The sequence below is a fragment of the Janthinobacterium sp. GW821-FHT03C10 genome, assembly GCF_059420865.1.
The window spans coordinates 80,691-101,079 of the sequence record NZ_JBWKUN010000011.1 but is presented as its reverse complement, the minus strand read 5'-3'; the positions used below and the strand labels follow the sequence as shown (position 1 = coordinate 101,079).

Sequence of the window (20,389 nt, the reverse complement as noted above, 5' to 3'; positions counted from 1 at the left end):
CAAAATCTCCAAATAAAAATGGCCGCCCATTGCCGGGCGGCCATTGATGTTCAGCACCGGCGAGGCCTGTGCTGGGGAGGAATTACTTGCCGTTCAAGCCACGGCGTTCCAGCAGCGGCTCGATCTTCGCATCGCGGCCGCGGAAGTTGCGGTAGATGTCGAGCGCATCGGCGCTGCCGCCGCGCGACAGCAGTTTATTGCGGAACCAGTCGCCGTTCTTGCGCGTCAGGCCACCGTTTTCCTTGAACCACTCGACCGTGTCGGCATCGAGCTTTTCCGACCACAGATACGCGTAGTAGCCGGCCGAATAGCCGCCCGCGAACGCGTGCGAGAAATACGTGGTGCGGTAGCGCGGCGGCGCCGGGGCGAAATCGACGCCCGCGTCCGTCAAGGCAGCTTTCTCGAACGCCAGCATGTCGGTGGGGATCTGTGCCGGGGTCAGCTGGTGCCAGCGCTGGTCCAGCAGGGCCGACGCCAGGTATTCCGTGGTCTTGTAGCCCTGGTTGAAATTGTCGGCCGCCGTTACCTTGGCCAGCAGTTCGGCTGGAATGGCCGCGCCCGTCTGATAGTGCTTGGCGTAGTTTTGCAGCACTTCCGGCCACAGCGCCCACATTTCATTGACTTGCGACGGGTATTCGACGAAGTCGCGCGGCACGCTGGTGCCGGCGAAGCGCGGGTATTTCACGTTCGAGAACATGCCGTGCAGCGCATGGCCGAATTCGTGGAACATGGTGTTGACTTCGTCAAACGTCATCAGGGTCGGCTGGCCCGCTTCCGGCTTTGGAATGTTGAGGTTATTCGCGATCACCGGCTTGCGGTTCAGCAAGCTCGACTGGCCCACGTAGGCATTCGCCCAGGCGCCGCCGCGCTTGTTGCTGCGCGCGTAAGGATCGAGCGTAAAGATGGCCAGCTGGGTGCCATCTTCATTGAAGACGTCGTACACCAGCATGTCCGCCGTATAGACGGGCAAGTCCGTGCGCTGCTTGAAGGTCAAGCCGTACAATTTACCAGCGGCAAAGAACACGCCCTTGGTCAGCACGCTGTGCATTTCAAAGTACGGTTTCAACTGCGTCTCGTCGAAATTGTAGCGTTCGGCGCGCACCTTGTCGCTGTAGAAGGCCCAGTCGGCGGCGCCCACCTTGAAGCCGCCCTTGCCCGCATCGATGACCTTCTGGATATCGTCCGCTTCACGGCGCGCATTGACGACGGCCGGCTTCGCCAACTCGCCCAGCAGGGCGTTCACGGCGGTGGTGTCGTGCGCCGTCTGGTCTTCCAGCGAATACGCAGCGTAGTTCGGGTAGCCCATCAGCGCGGCACGTTCGGCGCGCAGCTTTGCCAGTGCCAGCACTTCCTCGGTATTGTCGAACTCGCCGCCACGGCTGCCGCGCGCTTGCGATGCGGCCATGATGCGTTCGCGCACCGCGCGGTTGGTCAGCAGCGACAACGGCGCCTGGCCCGTCGTGTTGACGAGGGCGATCAGGTATTTGCCATCGAGGCCGCGCTTCTTGGCCAGGCCGGCGGCCACTTCGATGGCGGCCGGCGACAGGCCGTCCAGTTCTTCGCGCGTATCGACGACGACGGCCGACGCGTTCAATTCCTTCAGCACGTTTTGCGCGAACTTGGTCGACAGGGCAGCCAGCTGGCCGTTGTAGGCGCGCAGCTTTTCCTTATCAAGCGCCGACAGCTTGGCACCGGCGCGTACAAAATCGGTGTGATAGCGTTCCAGCAGGCGTTTCGATTCCGCATCAAGGCCCAGCTTGTCGCGCTTGGCGTACAGGGTGTCGATGCGCTTGAAGAGTTTGTCGTTGAGCATGATCGCATCGCTGTGGGCCGCCATCTTCGGCGCCAGTTCGCGTTCCAGGCCCTGGATCGTCTCATTCGTATTCGAGCCGGACATCACGGAAAACACGGTGCGCACGCGGCCCAGCAGCTGGCCCGAGCGTTCCATGGCGACGATGGTGTTGTCGAAGGTGGCCGCTTTCGGGTTATTGGCAATCGCGTTGATTTCCGCCAGGTTGGCGGCCATGCCTGCCGTAAAGGCGGGCGCGTAGTCGGCGTCCTGTACCTTGTCGAACGGCGGATACTGGAATGGCAGGCTGCTCGCCTGCGCAAACGGGTTCGAGGCGGGCAAGGCTGCGGTAGCGGCGGGCACGGTAGTAGCGGCGGTGGCGGCAAAAGCGGCGGCGGCTGGCGCCAGCATCAGGCTGGCGGCGATGACGAGCATTGTAGGACGGGTCATGTCTTCTTTCAAGGAACGCAAGAGAGCCGCGATTGTGTCGCGGGCCAGCTTGAAATAATAACAGCCTGAAACACTTGCGTCACCAGCAACTACCGATGGTAGCGATACGCCCGTACAGCAAAGGTTTTCATGCGCCGTACATGAAAATGTTTGTTTAGTAATGCGGCGGACGCTCGTTGACCAGCCCGCCATTTGCCTGCTGCGCCCCGTCGCGCACATGCTCGCCCAGCTTGTGCAGCATCGCTTCCAGCTGGTCGATGCGCTTGCCCTGCTGGTACACCATCTGGTTCAGCGACTCGACCAGGTCTTCCTGCTGCGCCAGCTTGATCTCGATATCGACGAAACGTGTTTCCATCTGTTCTGCATTGTCCATGGTGCTCTCGGTGATTCCTGACTGAAAGGGGCATTCTACCGCCGCAGCGGCGTGAGCCAGGACAAACAAGCGGCATTCTTCCCGAGGCGGTGCCGATTTCTGCCTATTCTCTCCGTATGGCTGAATCAAACCGCTTGACGAATGAGAACAAACGATTACAATGAACACACCAGCGCCACCCGAACCAGTACTGATCGATACGCGCAAGACGGCCGAATACCGGCACTGGGAAGACTCCCTGCACGATGTGGCGGCGGCCGCCATCGATGCCCGCATCAAGCACTTACAGCACGGTAAGAAGGGCGACTGGCGGCCAGTGGGCGAAGGCGTGTGCGAACTGCGTTTTTTACAGACGGGGCCGGGCTGGCGCGTGTATTTTCATAAAACGAATCGGGGCACCCTGATCTTGCTGCTACTCGATGGCAACAAATCGAACCAGCAACGCGACATCAAACAGGCGCAAGCGATCCTCAGGGAGCTGAAAGCCCGGCAGGCGGCCATGCGGAAAGCGGCGGCGGCATCCACAGGAGCACGAAAAAAATGAATCAACCTATCGACCATGACACCTTCGACCTCGACGACCTGGCAGCATTAGGCCTGAGCAAATTTGATCCAACGCAACACCTGACCAGCAAGGCTGCCGTGGCCGCCTACATGAGCGAAATCGTCGCCACCGGTAACGCGGAACTGTTCCAGTCGGCCATGAACGATGTGGTGCGCGCCTATGGCATGGGCAAGGTGGCGGCCCGGGCCGACATCACGCGCGAAGGCGCGTATAAAGCCTTGCGCGAAGGCAGCAAGCCGCGCTTTGAAACCATTTTGAAGATGCTCGATGCGCTGGGCATGCAGCTGGCCATCGTGCCGAAAGCCACGCCCGACGGCGCCGTGGAAGCTTGAACAATCCTTAATTAAACTTTCGGCGCGGCCAGCAGCGCCTTCATGCGCGCCAGACGTTCCTTGGGTGAAATCACTTCCGCCTCCGTCGGCACGGCGTCGCCCACGTCGAGCTGCATTTCCTTGATGAAGCGCGACGGGTCGCAATGCACTTGCTCGCCGGCCCGCTTGCGCTTCTTGCACCAGGTAATGTGCAAGGTGCGCTGGGCGCGCGTAATGCCCACGTACATCAGCCGCCGCTCTTCCTGGATGCGCGCGGCGATGGTTTCGGCCGGCGCGTCCGCGTCGCCCTTGTGCGGCAAGATCCCCTCTTCCACGCCCACCAGAAACACGTGCGGGAACTCAAGACCTTTCGACGCGTGCAGGGTGGACATGCGCACGGCATCCTGCTCCTCATCCTTGCCCTCGAGCATGGTCATCAGGGCCACCATCTGCGTCAGTTCCAGCACGTTCTTTTCTTCGCCGTCGCGGTCCTTGCCGCCCCGGCCCCGCTCTTTGAGCCAGTTGACGAATTCCAGCACGTTCTGCCACTTGCTTTGCGCCTGCCGTTCCTCGAAGGCATCGTACAGATACGATTCGTAGTGGATTTCCTTCATCATGTCGTCCAGCACTTCGGCCGCGTTGTCGCCGCTGCCGGCCGCGCCGGGGCGGCTGGCGCGCGATTCCAGGTCGTTGATGAAGTTGCAGAAGTCGCGCAGCGGCCCCAGCTGGCGGTCCGTCAGCTTGGCCTCGATACCGCCCTTGAACACGGCCTGGAACAGCGAGCACTGCCACTGTCCCGAGAACGCGCCCAGCACCTCCAGGGTCGACTGCCCCACGCCACGGCGCGGCGTCGTCACGGCGCGAATGAAGGCCGGGTCGTCGTCCTCGTTGGCCAGCAAACGCAGATAGCTGATGATGTCCTTGATTTCGGCCTTGTCAAAAAAACTCTGGCCGCCCGAAATCGTGTACGGAATGCGTTCCTTGCGCAGACATTGCTCGATGATGCGCGCCTGGTGGTTGCCCCGGTACAAAATCGCGTAATCGGAAAATTTATTTTTTCGCTCGAAATGGTCGGCCGAGATCATGATGGCGACCTGCTCCGCCTCCTGCTCGTCCGTCTGCATGCCCAGCACCTTGATCGGCTCGCCCAGGCCGTGCTCGGACCACAGCGACTTTTCAAACAGCTTGGGATTGTTGCCGATGACGGCATTGGCCGCATTGAGCACGCGCATGGTGGAGCGGTAATTCTGCTCGAGTTTGATCACGCGCAAATCGGGGAAATCCGTTTCCAGCGTTTTCAGGTTTTCCACGGTGGCGCCGCGCCACGCATAGATCGCCTGGTCATCGTCGCCCACGGCCGTAAACATCGGCTTCTTGCCGATGCCCGTCACCATCAGTTTGACCAGTTCGTACTGACAGGTATTCGTATCCTGGTATTCATCGACCAGCAGATAGCGCAAACGGCGCTGCCACTTGTCGCGCACGGGGCCGTTGTTGCGGAACAATTCCACGGGCAAGCGGATCAGGTCGTCGAAATCGACGGCCTGGTAGGCGGAGAGCGTGGCCACATAGCTGCGGTAGATGCGCGCCGCGTTCGCTTCATCTTCGTCCTTGGCTTGCGCCAGCGCCATGTCCGGATCGATCAGGCCATTTTTCCACAAGGACATGGCGTTCTGGATGCCGCGGATCACCTGTTTATCGGTGGTAATGGCGAGGTCTTGCACGAGGGAAAAACAATCGTCGCTATCCATGATGGAAAAGCGGTCCTTCAAGCCCACGCCATTGGCTTCCTGGCGCAGGATTTTCACCCCCAGCGAGTGAAAGGTCGACACCGTCAACTGCTTGGCCTGGCGTGGCTGCTTCAAGAGCTTGGCGATGCGTTCCTGCATTTCCAGCGCCGCCTTGTTGGTGAAGGTCAGCGCGGCGATGGTGCGCGGGTCGTAGCCCCGGTCTTCGATCAGATGGGCGATCTTTTGCGTGATCACGCGCGTCTTGCCCGAACCGGCGCCCGCCAGCACCAGGCAAGGGCCGTCGAGGTAGGTAACCGCTTCGCTTTGGGGCGCATTCAGACCGAACTGTGGTGCTTTGGACATCAGGGTATTTCCGCAGGGAACAGCAGCCCATTGTAACAGCGTCGCGCCCGCCATTTGCACGACGGAGCATGCCTGAAAAACAGGCAACGGCATTGATATATCGCCATATGCCGCCATCTTGGCCGCTGCAATGCGTGCGGCGCGGCCACGCCTGGAGTACCATTCCGCCTATATCGCCCGCGCGCGCCCACTTACCGAATGGCAGTCCCATGAAATTTGAACACCTGATTGAAATCAACGATCCCTTGAACCCGCTGATCGACACCCTGAGCCTGGAGCAAGTCTGGCGCGGCCTCGTCTTGCGTGCCGAGTCGCCGAAACTGTTCGTGCCGCACCTCGATGAATGCCAGATCAGCGAGCGCAGCGATGCCGGTTTCGCGCGCAGCCTGCGCTACGGCGAGCTGGTCATCAACGACAGGGTGGTGCTGGTGCCGCAACTGCAGGTGCGTTACGAAGTGCCGGCGCAACAGGATATCAGCGCCTCTTCATTGGTCATGACCATCGAGATGCCCGACGAAGCGAGCCTGTGGGTACGCTTCCAGTACGACGACGGCCACGACGCGGCCACCGATGCGGCCAACGCCCTGTACGACGACTTCCGCCGCTCCGCCTACAAGGAATCCGACATCGACACGGTGCGCATCATGCGCGAGCTGGCGCTCGAGGGACGGCTGGATGCGGGTCTGCTGAATTAAGCTCCCGCGCTAAATCCGTGCGCTGCGGCCCCATAACTGGTCGGGGCGAAATTGCAGTCCCGCCTGCTCCGCGCTGAGCACTTCGCGGATGGCGTGCAAGTCCACGCGCGTGTCGCGCCGCAGCGGCACGTCCAGGCGCGCGCCGCGGGGGCCGATCAGCGACTGCACGTGGGGCGTGGTGGCATTCAAGCCCTTGCGCGTGACGACGCCGATTTCGCCATTCAACAGCTTGACGAAGGTGCCGACGGGGTAGATACCCAGCTCGCGCACCAGCAGGGATGCCAGCGGCGCATCCAGCGTGGCCTTGTCGGCCATCAACATTTCACGCAAGGCCACGTTCGGCAGCAGGGGCTGGCGGTAGCTGCGCTTCGAGACGCGCGCGCAATAGCGGTCGGCCAGCATGATCAGCCGGGCGCCGATGCCGATCGCCTCGCCTTGCGTGCCCAGCGGATAGCCGCTGCCATCGATATTTTCATGGTGCTGCAGCACGGCTTGCAGCCAGACGGCGTCCGTCACGCCCGCTGCGCGCAGCCGGTCGACGCCAGCTTGCGGATGGGCGCGCAAATAGGCGCGCTCCTGCGCGTCCAGCGGGCCCGCCTTGTGCTGGAAATCCGCATGGCGCTCCAGCATGCCCACATTCATGCTCAGCGCGGCCAGCACCACGCTGCGCACAACATCATCATCGAGTTTCAGGGCGCGCGCCAGCAGGGCCGTGATGACGGCCGTGTCGACGCTGTGCCTTACGGCAAAGTCGCCCGCGCCCTGGTTGTGCAGGATGCAGGCCAGCGCCACGTCGGCGTCCAGAACAACGGCCTCTTCCACCAGTTGCGCCAGCGGCGCCAAGGACAAGTGGCTGCCCGCCTGCCCGGCGGCGACGGCCGGCAAGACGAGGGCCAGGCCCGCCGTGACGAGGTTCAGCATGCGCAGGGCCGACGGCGCTTCCGTGGCCGTGCGCGGCACGTCGGCGCTGGTATCGGCAATGACGCCGCGCGCCAGCAGCAATGCGATCTGGTTTTCGCTGCTGATGACATGGCCCAGCCTGGCCAGCAAGCCGCCCGTCTCGCCATGCACGTCCCAGGGCAGGGCCACGCCCAGGGCGAGTTCTCCCGCGTAAATGCGCCGAATTTTCACATCGTCTCCATCATCGCCTGCACCCGCTTGTTTTTACCATCGTGGCATCAGCGGCATGTGCCAATTGAAATGTTTTTTGCTTTTAATCAATATTTCAATGTGGCAGCGATGATCGCGCAATCATGTGCGCTTGTCTACAAAATTATGTAAATCATAAAGTTGCATTCAAGGTCCGGGCGTGCAATCGGCGCAGCCAGGCGCATGTTCCGGGTCTTTTTCCAGGTGCAGCGCCAGCTCGCGCAAGGCCGTGCGCACGCCTTCCTCGATGACGGGGTGGTAGAACGGCATGTCGAGCATGGCGGGCACCGTCAGCCGGGCCTGGCATGCCCAGGCCAGCAAGTGGCCCAGGTGTTCCGCCCGTGGGCCGATCAGCTCGGCACCAAGAAAGCGCTTGCTGCCGAATTCCGCATACACGCGCAGCAAACCCTGGTTTTGCAGCATCACGCGGCTGCGGCCCTGGTTGCCGAACGACACGGCACCGACGGCAAAGCGGCCCGCGTGGCTCACGCACAATTGCTGGTAGGTGGCGCCCACGGTGGCGATCTGCGGTTCCGTGAAGGCGATCGCCAGGGGTGTGCGGCGCAAGCCAGGTTTGACCTCGGGATAGCGGGCCGCGTTCTCGCCCGCGATGCGGCCCTCGTCGGCCGCTTCGGGCAGCAGCGACAAGGCGTTGTCGGCATCGCCCGCGATGAAGATGGCGCTCTTGCCGCACTGCATGGTGTGCGGGTCGTGCAGGGGGATGCCATGGCGGTCGAGCTCGATTTGCGCCGTCTCCAGGCCGATCTTGTCCACATTCGGGCGGCGGCCGATGGCGGCCAGCACATACTCGAACTGCTCGGTTTTTTCCACGCCCGCATCATCGCGGCTGGTGAGCGCGATGCCGCCGCCATCCGGCGTTCTTGCCATGTGCGCGACCTGGGTCATGAAACGGATATCGAGTTCGCGCGCCAGCACGGCATCGGCCTCCCGCAGCACCAGCGGGTCCGTCAGCTGCGCGACCTTATTGCCACGCGCAAACAAGGTCACGCGCACGCCCAGCCGCGCCAGCGCCTGGCCCAGTTCCAGGCCGATCACGCCGCTGCCGACCACGGCGACCGATTGCGGCAAATCCGTCCACTCGAACACGGCGTCGCTGCTGATGACGCGCTCGCCCGCCGCCTGCCACTCCGGCGGCACGATGGGCGTGGAACCGGTAGCGATCACCACGCTGCTGGCCTCGACGAGCGTATGCTCATCCACCTGCAATTTACCGGGGGAAATAAAACGCGCATGGCCGCGCAATTTTTCTTCGTCGGGGATGGCGTTGACGCCGTCGAGCACGAAGCCGACAAAGCGGTCGCGCTCGCTGCGCACCCTGGCCATCACTTGCCGGCCGTCGATGCGCACGGGCCCGGGATGCACGCCAAACGCGGGCGCGGCAGCCACCGCATGGGCCGCCTCGGCCGCCGCGATCAGGAGCTTGCTGGGCATGCAGCCCACGCGCGCGCAGGTCGTGCCGTACGGCCCGCTTTCGATCATCAGCACGCGCTTGCCCTGCATGCGCGCCGCCCTGTGCGCCGTCATGCCGGCCGTGCCGCCGCCGATCACGGCCACATCCACTCGTATCGTTTTCATCGTGCTATCCATCCACCGAAGTTGCTCACAGCGTTCGATACTACCCGTTTGCTGAAAATAAGGTTTTACTTTGCAGCAATATATGCATTAGTATAACTAATCATTTTCAAAATTTATAAGCTGAGCTAATGAGATCACTCGATTATCGCGCGCTGGCCGTGCTGGACGCCGTCGCCAGCCATGGCAGTTTCGACAAGGCCGCCCTGGCGCTGGGCATCACCCAGTCGGCCGTCTCGCAGCGCATCAAGGCGCTGGAAGACGCCAGCGGGCGCCTGCTGATCATCCGTGGCCAGCCAGCCGTGCCGACGGGCCTGGGCCAGCGACTGATCGTGCATCACCGCAACGTCAAGCTGATGGAAGCGTCGCTCGACATCGACCTGGGCAACAGCGTCAGCATGCCGGAAATCGCCATCGCCATCGATGCCGACAGCCTGGCCACGTGGTTTCCCGACACCTTATCCGCCCTGCTGGCGCCGCCCCGCTGCCAGCTCGACGTGCGCCTGGCCGACAGCGACAGCGCCTTGCAGATGGTGCGCGACGGCTCCGTGTTCGGCTGCGTGGCGGCCGAATCCGGCACGGCGATCGACGCGGCGGCCGCCACCAGCGTCACGCCGCTGGGCACCTTGCGCTATGTCTGCGTGGCCACGCCCGTGTTTGCGGGCCACTGGTTCGGCGACGGTTTCAGTGCCGAGGCGGTGCAACTGGCGCCCGCCGTCGTGGGCCAGCACGGCTTGCTGGCGCGTTTCCTCGCTGAACAATTGAGCCTGCGCGAACCGTTTCCGCACCATACCTTGCCCGTGGAAGCGGCGCGCCGCGCCTGCGTGCAGGATGGCCTGGCCTACGGCCTGATGCCGCAGCGCCTGGCCGCGCCAGCGCTGGCGACGGACCGTCTCGTGGATCTGCTGCCGGGCCGCACCCTGGACGTGCCCCTGAGCTGGCACGCCTGGACCCTGGACACACCGTTTACCAAGCTGCTGTCGGAACAGATCGTCAAGGCCGGGCGCGACTACCTGGTTTAAATGTCCAGCGGGTCCACTTCCAGCGACCACTTGACGCGCGTCTTCATGGCGCGCAGTTCCGCTAACCATTCCTTCAAAAACGCCTGCAAGGCCGGCCGCGAGGGCGATTCCAGCAGCAGCTGGGCGCGGTCCACGTTGTAGACGCGCGTCATGCTCATGGGAATCGGGTCATTGATGGTCACCTGCGGGTGCTCCATGCATTCCTTGGCCGCCTGCAGGAATTCGATGGCGGTCGCCAGCTCGGGCGCCTCGGCGCGCAGCAGGGCCTGGAACAGATACGGCGGCAACGCCGCCTGGGCCCGCTCTTCCAGCAGAGTGGTGGCGAAGTGGTCGTAATCGTGGTTGACGACGGCGTCGTACAGCGGATGGCGCGCATAGCGCGTCTGGATCAGCACTTCACTGACGCTGCCCCCTTCCGTCTGCGCGGCCCGTCCGGCCCGGCCCGCCACCTGCATCAGTTGGGCGAACAGCCGCTCGCTGGCCCGGTAATCCTGGGAAAACAGGGCCGTGTCCGGATTCAAAATGCCGACCAGGGTCAGCTTTTTGAAATCGTGGCCCTTGGCCACCATCTGCGTGCCGATCAGGATATCCACTTCGCCCCGGTGCACGGTGTCGAACGCTTCCTGCGCGCTGCCCTTCTTGCGCGTGGAATCGGCATCGATGCGCAAAATGCGCGCCTCTGGAAACAGTTGCTGCAAGCCCTCTTCCACCCTCTGCGTGCCGCGTCCCAGCGGCTGCAAGTCGACGTTGCCGCAGGTGGGGCAATGGCGGGGGATGCGCAATTCCAAGCTGCAATGGTGGCAACGCAAGCGGTGTTCGGGCTTGTGCAGCACCATGAACGAGGTGCAGCGCGTGCAATTGCTGATCCAGCCGCACGATTCGCAGCAGATCACGGGAGAATAGCCGCGCCGGTTCAGGAACAGCAGCGACTGCTCGCCGCGCTCCATGCGCAGTTTCAAGGCGGCGACCAGGTGTGACGTCAAGCCATCCTTCGGCTTGTCGCGCTCCATGTCGAGGATCTTAACGCGCGGCAAGACCGCATTCTTGACGGCCCGCTCGCGCAATTCCAGCTTGCGGTAGCGCCCCGTCTGCGCGTGGTGCCAGCTTTCCAGCGAGGGCGTGGCCGAACCGAGCACGATGGGGATCTGCAATTGCCAGGCGCGCCACACGGCCAGATCGCGCGCCGAATAGCGCAAGCCTTCCTGCTGCTTGTAGGACGGGTCGTGCTCCTCGTCGATGACGATCAGTTTGAGTTTCGGCAAGGACGCCAGGATGGCCAGCCGCGTGCCGAGGATGATGCGCGCCTGGCCCTGGTGCGCGGCCAGCCAGTGCAGCATGCGCTCGCCTTCGGACAGGCTGCTGTGCAGGGTGGCCAGCATGACGCCGGGAAAGCGCGCGCGGATATTGCCTTCCAGCTGGGGCGTCAGGTTGATTTCCGGCACCAGGATCAGGATTTGCGCATCGTCCTCGCGCGCCAGCACCTGGGCGCAGGCTTGCAGATACACTTCCGTCTTGCCGCTGCCCGTCACGCCGTACAGCAGGGTCGGTTTAAAACCCTGGGCGCCGCCGATGGCGTCGGCCGCCTCTTGCTGAGCGGCATTCAAGGCCGGCATGTTCAGCGGCGTGCCGTCATGCGCGTCGGCCAGCTTGCCCAGCTTCTTGATGGCGCGGTCCAGCGCCACGGTGGTGAGCACGCGCAAGTTCTTCGGCAAGCCCGGCAAGGCCACCTCACCGAGCGGGCGCTGGTAGTAATCGGCGGCAAAGGCGGCCAGCGCCAGCCACTGCTCCGACAGGGGCGCCAGCTGGCTGCGCACGGCCAGCACGTCCTTCATCTTCGCGGCGGGCACGTCGGTGCTGTCGGACACACCGACGATCAGCCCCATCACTTCGCGCCGGCCGAACGGCACCAGCGCCAGCTGCCCCACTTGCGGCAGCGGCGCGTCCGCGACGCCGTCCGCCGCGGGCTCTGCCACCGCGTTCCAGCGGTAGTCGAACAGGGCGTTCAGGGGCGTGTCGAGCGCGATTTTCAGGATGCACGACGTCAAAAGGCACTGCGGCATGGAGGTATGGCCTATCTCAATAAAAAAGCGCGCCGCAGGGGCGACGGCGCGGCGGGATGTCCGGCATCAAGCCAGCGGGCCATGATACTTGTTTCGTCCGTCAAACGCCTAACGGCAGACAGCACGGCGTGTCATCGTGCCAGAAGAAAATTCTGTGGATAACTTTGTGGACAAAGCAAAATTAACTTTCAGAAAAATGTGGATAGAAAATTTCGATCGCCGTCAAGAGCGGCACGCAAGAAAAATTAACCATTTAAAATCAATGGCTTAAAAATTGATGCCCGGGAAGCGCCAAATCCGTGGGACATTTCCGCCGCTGTGCATAACTGAACCATTTATGATTTTTTTATACAGCAATCCGCACCGTTTTGATGCGCCCTATGCGGAAAAACACGGGCCGCATGCGGCAAAATTGACAATTGCCGGGCAAGCGTTCGGTTTTACCTGACGGACGGCGAAACATTGTTCAATTATCATGCACTGCAACATGCACTTCAGGTGAAACCTGAACATCGTCGCTAAGTATCGGTTAACAAAATACTTTTCAATTTTATCCACAGAATCTGTTGATAACTTTGTGGACAATGAAGGAATAAGGCTGGCGGACGAAAGAATAACCTTATCAATAGCGACAAAGTCCGCCCAACAAGGCATTTTTTATCTCTTAATAATCAAGCACTTGCAAAGCATCCCCGGGCATGGCTTTGACACTGCCTCTTATTTCCGCAGCAAAAAAAATTGTGCATAAGTCGCTATTTCTTGCTAAGGCGCAGCAAAGAAAAAGGCAGGCTTCCGCTGGAAAGCCTGCCTTTTCTGCCCCTGCGCCAGGGGAAAACGAATACTTACTGGCCGCTGCGCATGGCGCGGCTCATGCTGTGCACGGCTTCCACCATGGCCGCCACGGATTCCGGCGGCGTGAACTGGGAAATGCCATGGCCCAGGTTGAACACGTGGCCCGTGCCTGCCGACGGCGCGCCGAAGGCATTGAGCACTTTTGCCACTTCGGCGCGGATCTGCTCGGGGCTGGCGAACAGGATGGCGGGATCGAGATTGCCCTGCAAACCCACTTTATGGCCCACCAGCTGGCGCGCGCGCGTCAGGTTGACGGTCCAGTCCAGGCCCACGGCATCGGCGCCGATGTCGGCGATCTGCTCGATCCACTGGCCGCCGCCCTTGGTAAACACGATGGCGGGAATCTTCACGCCATCCTTGTCGCGTTTCAGCTGCGCCACCACCTGCTGCATGTAGGCCAGCGAGAATTCCTGGTAGGCGCCGTCGGCCAGCGCACCGCCCCAGGAATCAAAGATCATCACGGCTTGCGCGCCGGCATCGATCTGCGCATTCAGGTATTGCGCCACGGAGGTGGCGTTGATCGCCAGGATGTGGTGCATCAGGTCCGGGCGGTTGTACAGCATCTTCTTGATGGTATGGAACTCTTTCGAGCCGCCGCCTTCCACCATGTAGCAGGCCAGGGTCCACGGGCTGCCGGAAAAACCGATCAGCGGCACACGGCCATTGAGTTCCGTGCGGATCTGCGTGACGGCATTGAAGACGTAGTCGAGCGACGCCAGGTCCGGCACCTGCAGCGCCTTGACGTCCTGTTCCGTGCGCAGCGGGCGCTCGAACTTCGGCCCTTCGCCATCGGCGAAATACAGGCCCAGGCCCATCGCGTCCGGCACCGTCAGGATGTCGGAAAACAAAATCGCCGCGTCGAGCGGGAAGCGCTCCAGGGGCTGCAGGGTCACTTCGGTCGCGTAATCGGGATTCTTTGCCAGGCCCAGGAAGGAGCCGGCCCGCTCGCGCGTGGCGCGGTATTCGGGCAGGTAGCGGCCCGCCTGGCGCATCAGCCAGACAGGGGTGTGCTCGGTCGGCTGGCGCAGCAGGGCGCGCAGGAAGGTGTCATTCTGGAGCGGAGCAAATTGTGGCATGGCAGGCAATCGAGCTTGGAGAAGCGGTATTATCGCATCCAATCGCCGCCATTTCATTGATTCCGGTGCCGCTTTGCAGCATTTGCCGCGCACAGCGATGACTTTCGTTGTGCCTGACCTTCCATTATGATGATGCACGCCGCCGCGCTGCCTGACGCCGCCTGGAGGCCCCCTCTTTCCACCACGACACGGAGCCCGCATGACCTCGACCGCATCCATCACCCCTTATGGCATCTGGCCATCGCCGATCAGCGCGGCCACCGTCGCCGCCGGCGCCTCGCCGCTGACGCAGCTGGCCCTGGGCGGGGCGGATGGCGCCGACGTGTTCTGGCTGGCCGGGCGCGCCAGCGAGGCGGGCCGCAACACCCTGCTGCGCCAGCGCGGCGCGCGGGTCGATGAACTGACGCCGGCACCGTTCAATGTGCGCACCCGCGTGCATGAATACGGCGGCGGCGCATATGCCGTTGCCGGCGACACCGTGTATTTCTCGCATTTCGCCGACAATTGCCTGTACCGCGTGAGCGGCGACGGCGCGCCCGAAGCGTTCACCACGGGCGGCAATACGCGCCACGCGGACTTCGTCGTCGATGCGGCCCGTGCCCGCCTGATCGCCGTGCGCGAACAGCATCCGGACGCAGGCCACGCGCATCCGGAAAACTGCCTGACCGCCGTCGGCTTCGACGGCCGCGAAACGGTGCTGGCGCGCGGCCACGATTTCTATGCGGCGCCGCGCCTGTCCCCGGACGGCAGCCAGCTGGCCTGGATCAGCTGGGACCATCCGCGCCTGCCGTGGCAAGGCACGGAACTGTGGCTGGCCGACGTGCAGGCGGACGGCACGCTGGGCTCGCCGCGCCTGATCGCCGGCGGCGCGCGCGAGTCGATCTGCCAGCCGGAATGGTCGCCGAGCGGCTTGCTGCACTTCGTTTCCGACAGCAGCGGCTGGTGGAATTTGTACCGCCTGCACGGCGCCGACATCGAGGCGCTGTGCCCGATGGAAGCGGAATTTGCCACGCCGCACTGGACCTTCGGCGGCAGCATGTACGGTTTCCTGTCCGACGACGAGATCGTCTGCACGTATATCCAGGCCGGCGTCAGCTACCTGGCGCAGCTGAACGTGGCGGCGGCCAAGCTGGAGCCGATCCCGCACCCGTACCAGGAAATCCGCGAACTGCGCGTGGGCCCCGGCTTCGTCGCGCTGCTGGGCGGCAGCCCCACCATCGCGCTGGAACTGGCGCGCATCGATTTGGCTAACCATGAGCTGGAAGTGCTGGCGCAGTCGATCACGGCCTTGCCCGCGCTGGCTTACCTGTCCGTGCCGCGCAGCTTGAGTTTCCCTAGCAGCAATGGCCGCACGGCCTACGCGTTCTTCTATGCGCCCACGAATGGCGACGTGCAGGCGCCGGCAGGCACCTTGCCGCCTGTCATCGTCATCAGCCATGGCGGCCCCACCAGCATGGCCAGCAATACCTTGAAACTGGCGACGCAGTACTGGACCAGCCGCGGCATCGGTGTGCTCGACGTCAACTACGGCGGCAGCAGCGGCTTCGGCCGCGAATACCGCGACGCGCTGCGCGGCCAATGGGGCATCGTCGATGTGGAAGACTGCATCGCCGGCGCCCGTTACCTGGCGGCCAACGGCCTGGCCGACCCCGAACGCCTGATCGTGCGCGGCGGCAGCGCGGGCGGCCTGACGACCCTGTGCGCGCTGACCTTCCACGACGTCTTCAAGGCCGGTGCAAGTTACTATGGCGTATCCGACCTGAAGGGCCTGGACGACGATTCGCACAAGTTCGAATCGCGCTACACCGATTACCTGATCGCTTCGCAGCCGCAGGCCGAGGCGCTGTACCGCGAGCGTTCGCCCATCCACCACACGGATAAATTGTCGCGCCCGATGATCTTCTTCCAGGGCCTCGATGACAAGGTGGTGCCGCCGCAGCAGTCGCAGCTGATGGTCGACGCCCTGCAGGCGCGCGGCGTGCCCGTCGCGTATGTGCCGCTCGAAGGCGAGGGCCACGGCTTCCGCAAGGCGGAAAACATCGTGCGCACGCTGGAGGCGGAACTGTATTTCTACCAGCGCGTGTTCGGCCTGCCCGTGGCGGCCGGCGAGCCGCCCGTGCACATCGCCAACTTGCCCGCATGACCGACCCGCATGCAGACCAGCGCTTGCTGGATGAATTCGCCGCCCTGGAGCAGCATGAACAGATGATCCTGGCCTTGCTGGCCATCGCGGGCGAACCGGTGGGCAAGCATGCCGTGTATGAACACTTGCAGCGCGCCAATGTCGTCGAGCCGGACGGCACGCCGTTCGCCCTGCTTACCGTCACGGGCATGCTGCAGCATTTGACGCGCCACGCGCTGGCGTCCGAAGTGGTGGGACGGGGCTATGCCTGCGAGGCGAAGCTGCGCTGGCCCGCCATGCGCACCGCCATCGAGCACCTGGTATTTCGCGACCTGTGCCAGGCCATCGAGCTGATCAACCCCGTGCGCCGCAACTGGGACGGCTATGTGGAGCTGCGCAGCTACCGCCAGGGCGTGGCGCGCCTGCGCATCGCCCTCTTGCGCAATGACGAGGTGCGCCAGGTGGCCGCCATCCTGGCCGCCTGCATGGCCTGCTATGAAGCGCAGCAGCTGCATCCGCTGATCGAGATCTTCGGCCGGCCGTTCGAGCCGGAAATGTTGTCTTTCGTCATGCCGCAATTGCAGGACGACATCCTCGCCGTGCTGCTGGGCAACGCCCCGCGCGAACCGGTCACGGCGCACGCCATCCGCGCGTACGCGCGCGCCCACCATGCGCGCCAGGCGGCCGCCGGCGACCACATCGGCGCCGCCCTGCCGCTGGCCCTGGCCGAGGACGCCCTGCTGTGCGGCGAACTCGACGCGGCCGCCCGCTACCTGGCGGGCCAGCAGGGGCCGCAGGCGCTGTTTATCGACAGCAGCATCGCCCTGTTGCGCGGCGAACACGCCCACGCCGTGGCGGGCTTCGAAACGGCCTTGAAAGGGCTGCGCAAGGAAACGGGCAAGCGCAAGCTGTGTTTTACGGGCATCGGCGGCCACCTGTACGTGTTGGCCCTGCTGCGCGGCAACGATGCGAAGCTGCTGAAAAGCGCGGAAACCTACCTCGATATCGCGCTGCATGCGCAACCGAACCACGACAGCATCGTCTACCAGCAACTGAACACCTTGCGCCTGGTGCGCGCCGGCGTGCAGCAGGCGGACAGTATCCCTACGCGCAGCTGGGAAACGGCACTGCAGGCGCAGCTGTTCCAGGCCTTGCTGTACTACTGGCTGGCGCTGCCGCAATTGAGCGAGCGCAAGGACCAGCTGCGATCGCTGGTGCAGCAAGCGGACGCGGCCGGCTACGACCTGATCGCGGCGCAGGCGGCCGGCTTGCTGGGCTTGCTGAGCGAACCGCAGCAGGAGCGCTATGCGACGGCCAAGCGCGCGCAGCACGGTCTGACGGACATGGCGCCGTGGTTCGAGCGCCAGGAAGCGTGGCAGCGCCAGCTGAGCGCCCTGATCAACCTGCAGCAGAACGCGCCCGCCGAAGCCATCGGCAGCGTCTCGCGCCTCGTGTGGCTGGTGGCGTTCGACCCGCGCTTCGGCTTGACGGCCGTGGAAGTGCGCGAGCAGAAACGCGACGCGCGGGGCGGCTGGAGCAAGGGCCGCGCCATGGGCCTCAAACGCCTGGCGGAAGAGGCGGGCGACATCGATTTCCTCACGCCGCAGGACGCGCGCGCGGCGGGCAGCATTGCGCCGTTCAAGCAATACTATTCATCGGCACCGCGCTATGAAATCGAGCTCGACAAGGCCGCCATCTTGCTGGTGGGCCACCCGCTCGTCTTCTGGCTTGACCACCCCGACACGCGCGTGGAACTGATCGCCGGCGCGCCCGAGCTCCTGATCAAATCGCACGAGGGACAGCTGTGGCTGGGCATGCAGCCGCCCTTGCCCGACAACGGCGGCAATGTCGTCGTGCAGCGCGAGACGCCGACGCGCCTGCGCGTGGTGCACATCCTCGACGAACACCGGCGCATCGGCGCCATCGTGGGCCTGGGCCTGTCCGTGCCCCTGCATGCGGAAAAACAGGTGATGCAGGCCATCGGCGCCATCTCGTCCATGGTCACCGTGCAATCGGACATCGGCGGCGGCGCGGGCGACGCGGAAGTCATCACGGCCGACCACCGCCTGCACGTACACCTGCTGCCCTACCAGCAGGGTTTGAAAATGCAGATTCTCGTGCGCCCGCTGCTCGACAACGGCGCCTATTACGCACCGGGCAGCGGCGCCGAAAGCGTGTTTGCCGATGTGGCGGGCCGGGCCGTGCAGGCGCGGCGCGACCTGAATGCGGAACGCGAAGCGCAGCGCCAGCTGATCGGACGTTGCCTGGTGCTGGAAGAGGCGGAAGAAGAGCATGGCGAGTGGCTGCTGGGCCAGCCAGCGCTGGGCCTGCAATTGCTGGTCGAGCTGCAAGCGCTCGATCCCGCCGGCATGGTCTTGGCGTGGCCGGAAGGCGAAACCATGCGCGTGTCGAAGCGCATCGACAGCGGCCAGATGCGCCTGAATATCAAAAGTGAAAAAGACTGGTTTGCCGCCAGCGGCGAAGTGCAGATCGATGAAGACAAGGTGATGGATTTGCGCGCCCTGCTCGATTTGATGCAGAACAATAAAAGCCGCTTCGTGGCCCTGGGCGACAACCAGTTCCTGGCCCTCAGCGATGAATTGCACCGCCGCCTGTCGGAACTGGCCGCGTATGGCGAAGCGCATGCCGATGGCGTGCACATCCACCCGCTGGCCGCCTTCGCGCTGGAAGAGCTGGCCAACGATGCGGGCGGCGTGAAGGCCGACAAGTTGTGGCGCGAACACCTGCTGCGCCTGCGCGCCCTCGACGACTTTACGCCGCAGCTGCCCAGCACCCTGCAGGCCGACCTGCGCGACTACCAGCTGGCCGGCTACGAGTGGCTGGCGCGTCTGGCGCACTGGGGCGTGGGCGCCTGCCTGGCCGACGACATGGGACTCGGCAAGACCTTGCAGGCGCTGGCCCTGATCCTGGCGCGCGCGCCGAACGGCCCCACCCTCGTCGTCGCCCCCACGTCCGTGTGCATGAACTGGATCAGCGAAGCGCAGCGTTTCGCCCCCACCTTGAAGGTGAAGCTGTTCGGCAGCGGCGACCGCGCCGACATGCTCGACACCCTGCAACCGTTCGACCTGGTGGTGGCCAGCTATGGCTTGCTGCAGCAGGAAGCCAACATGTTTGCCGGCGTGCGCTGGCATACGATCGTGCTCGACGAAGCGCAGGCGATCAAGAATGGCGCCACCAAGCGTTCGCAAGCCGTGATGGCCTTGCAAGGCGATTTCCGCATGGTGGCCAGCGGCACGCCGCTGGAAAACCACCTGGGCGAACTGTGGAATCTGTTCCGTTTTATTAACCCGGGTTTGCTGGGCACCCTGGACCAGTTCAATTTGCGCTTTGCGGGACCGATCGAAAAGGATCAGGACAAGCGGGCGGCGGCCGGCGCGCGCCTGCGGCTGCGCCGCCTGATCGCGCCGTTCATCCTGCGCCGCACGAAGACGCAAGTGCTGTCGGAACTGCCTTCGCGCACGGAAATCGTGCTGGAAGTGGAACTGTCGCCGCAGGAAACGGCGCTGTACGAATCCCTGCGCCGCGAAGCGCTGGAAAAGCTGGCCATGGTGGAAGGACCGGCGTCGAAAAAGGCCATCCAGATCCTGGCCGAGATCATGAAACTGCGCCGCGCCTGCTGCAATCCGCAACTGGTGGCGCCGGAACTGGGCCTGGCCAGCAGCAAGCTGGCCGCCTTCGCCGAACTGCTGTCGGGCTTGCTGGAAAACCGCCACAAGGTGCTCGTCTTCAGCCAGTTCGTCGACCATTTAACACTCATCCGCAAGCACTTGGAGCAGCATGGCGTCAGTTATCAGTATCTCGACGGCAGCACGCCCATGCAGGAGCGCAAGCGCCGCGTGGATGCCTTCCAGGCGGGAGACGGCGACGTCTTCCTGATCAGCCTGAAGGCGGGCGGCATGGGCATCAATTTGACGGCGGCCGATTACGTGATCCACATGGACCCATGGTGGAACCCGGCCGTGGAAGACCAGGCCTCGGACCGCGCCCACCGCATGGGACAATTGCGCCCCGTTACCATTTACCGGCTGGTGGCGAAACACACGATCGAGGAAGGCATCGTCGAATTGCACCAGCACAAGCGCGACCTGGCCGACAGTCTGCTGGAAGGCAGCGACGCGGCCGCACGCATGTCGGCCAATGACATGCTGGGCATGCTGCAGGAGGGCTTGAAGCGATGAGCTTGAAAAAATGCACGGGCAAGCCGCGTTCCATGCGATG

Annotated in this window: 13 protein-coding genes; 6 read left to right on the top strand and 7 right to left on the bottom strand. The window is 63.7% G+C overall.

What is annotated here, in order from left to right:
* Positions 1–82 precede the first annotated feature (82 nt).
* Together AC07VH_RS27625 and AC07VH_RS27620 are read right to left on the bottom strand one after the other, a co-directional pair.
* Positions 83–2,239 carry a M3 family metallopeptidase gene (locus AC07VH_RS27625; RefSeq protein ID WP_494788909.1) on the bottom strand — a complete coding sequence of 719 codons (2,157 nt, stop codon included), beginning with the start codon at positions 2,237–2,239 and terminating at the stop codon, positions 83–85.
* A gap of 154 nt (positions 2,240–2,393) precedes the next feature.
* On the bottom strand, positions 2,394–2,612 hold the full coding sequence (locus AC07VH_RS27620; RefSeq protein WP_070290273.1) for a SlyX family protein: 219 nt from the start codon (positions 2,610–2,612) through the stop codon (positions 2,394–2,396).
* A gap of 160 nt (positions 2,613–2,772) precedes the next feature.
* Here AC07VH_RS27620 and AC07VH_RS27615 point away from each other — a divergent pair, with 160 nt between their 5' ends.
* Together AC07VH_RS27615 and AC07VH_RS27610 are read left to right on the top strand one after the other, a co-directional pair.
* Complete coding sequence (locus AC07VH_RS27615) at positions 2,773–3,156, top strand: type II toxin-antitoxin system RelE/ParE family toxin (RefSeq protein ID WP_494788908.1); 384 nt, start codon at positions 2,773–2,775, stop codon at positions 3,154–3,156.
* On the top strand, positions 3,153–3,509 hold the full coding sequence (locus tag AC07VH_RS27610; RefSeq protein ID WP_489629428.1) for an addiction module antidote protein: 357 nt from the start codon (positions 3,153–3,155) through the stop codon (positions 3,507–3,509). The genes AC07VH_RS27615 and AC07VH_RS27610 overlap by 4 nt, the downstream gene beginning before the upstream one ends.
* 11 nt (positions 3,510–3,520) lie before the next feature.
* On the opposite strand, the gene AC07VH_RS27605 is transcribed toward AC07VH_RS27610, so the two are convergent.
* Positions 3,521–5,581 (bottom strand): UvrD-helicase domain-containing protein, encoded by a 2,061-nt coding sequence (locus tag AC07VH_RS27605; RefSeq protein ID WP_071326079.1) that lies wholly within the window; start codon positions 5,579–5,581, stop codon positions 3,521–3,523.
* A 209-nt stretch (positions 5,582–5,790) separates the two neighbouring features.
* Between AC07VH_RS27605 and AC07VH_RS27600 the strand changes: the two genes are divergently transcribed.
* Complete coding sequence (locus AC07VH_RS27600) at positions 5,791–6,276, top strand: SRPBCC family protein (RefSeq protein ID WP_494788907.1); 486 nt, start codon at positions 5,791–5,793, stop codon at positions 6,274–6,276.
* Positions 6,277–6,285: 9 nt separating this feature from the next.
* Here the strand turns inward: AC07VH_RS27600 and AC07VH_RS27595 are convergent, their stop codons facing one another.
* Together AC07VH_RS27595 and AC07VH_RS27590 are read right to left on the bottom strand one after the other, a co-directional pair.
* Positions 6,286–7,407, bottom strand: coding sequence for an HD-GYP domain-containing protein (locus tag AC07VH_RS27595; RefSeq protein ID WP_494788906.1), 1,122 nt, complete (start codon positions 7,405–7,407; stop codon positions 6,286–6,288).
* 165 nt (positions 7,408–7,572) lie between these two features.
* Positions 7,573–9,021, bottom strand: coding sequence for a dihydrolipoyl dehydrogenase (locus AC07VH_RS27590; RefSeq protein WP_494788905.1), 1,449 nt, complete (start codon positions 9,019–9,021; stop codon positions 7,573–7,575).
* 128 nt (positions 9,022–9,149) lie between these two features.
* Here AC07VH_RS27590 and AC07VH_RS27585 point away from each other — a divergent pair, with 128 nt between their 5' ends.
* Complete coding sequence (locus tag AC07VH_RS27585; RefSeq protein WP_475416689.1) at positions 9,150–10,040, top strand: ArgP/LysG family DNA-binding transcriptional regulator; 891 nt, start codon at positions 9,150–9,152, stop codon at positions 10,038–10,040.
* Here AC07VH_RS27585 and AC07VH_RS27580 read toward each other — a convergent pair.
* Positions 10,037–12,100, bottom strand: coding sequence for a primosomal protein N' (locus tag AC07VH_RS27580; RefSeq protein ID WP_494788904.1), 2,064 nt, complete (start codon positions 12,098–12,100; stop codon positions 10,037–10,039). The genes AC07VH_RS27585 and AC07VH_RS27580 overlap by 4 nt on opposite strands.
* Positions 12,101–12,942: 842 nt before the next feature.
* Entirely contained in the window at positions 12,943–14,028 is a 1,086-nt protein-coding gene (hemE, locus tag AC07VH_RS27575; protein WP_152255899.1) for a uroporphyrinogen decarboxylase, read from the bottom strand.
* A 199-nt stretch (positions 14,029–14,227) separates the two neighbouring features.
* Between hemE and AC07VH_RS27570 the strand changes: the two genes are divergently transcribed.
* The gene (locus AC07VH_RS27570; protein WP_494788903.1) at positions 14,228–16,171 is read left to right on the top strand and encodes a dipeptidyl-peptidase 5; all 1,944 of its coding nucleotides are present in this window, start codon (positions 14,228–14,230) and stop codon (positions 16,169–16,171) included.
* Entirely contained in the window at positions 16,168–20,349 is a 4,182-nt protein-coding gene (locus tag AC07VH_RS27565; RefSeq protein ID WP_494788902.1) for a DEAD/DEAH box helicase, read from the top strand. The genes AC07VH_RS27570 and AC07VH_RS27565 overlap by 4 nt, the downstream gene beginning before the upstream one ends.
* Positions 20,350–20,389 lie beyond the last annotated feature (40 nt).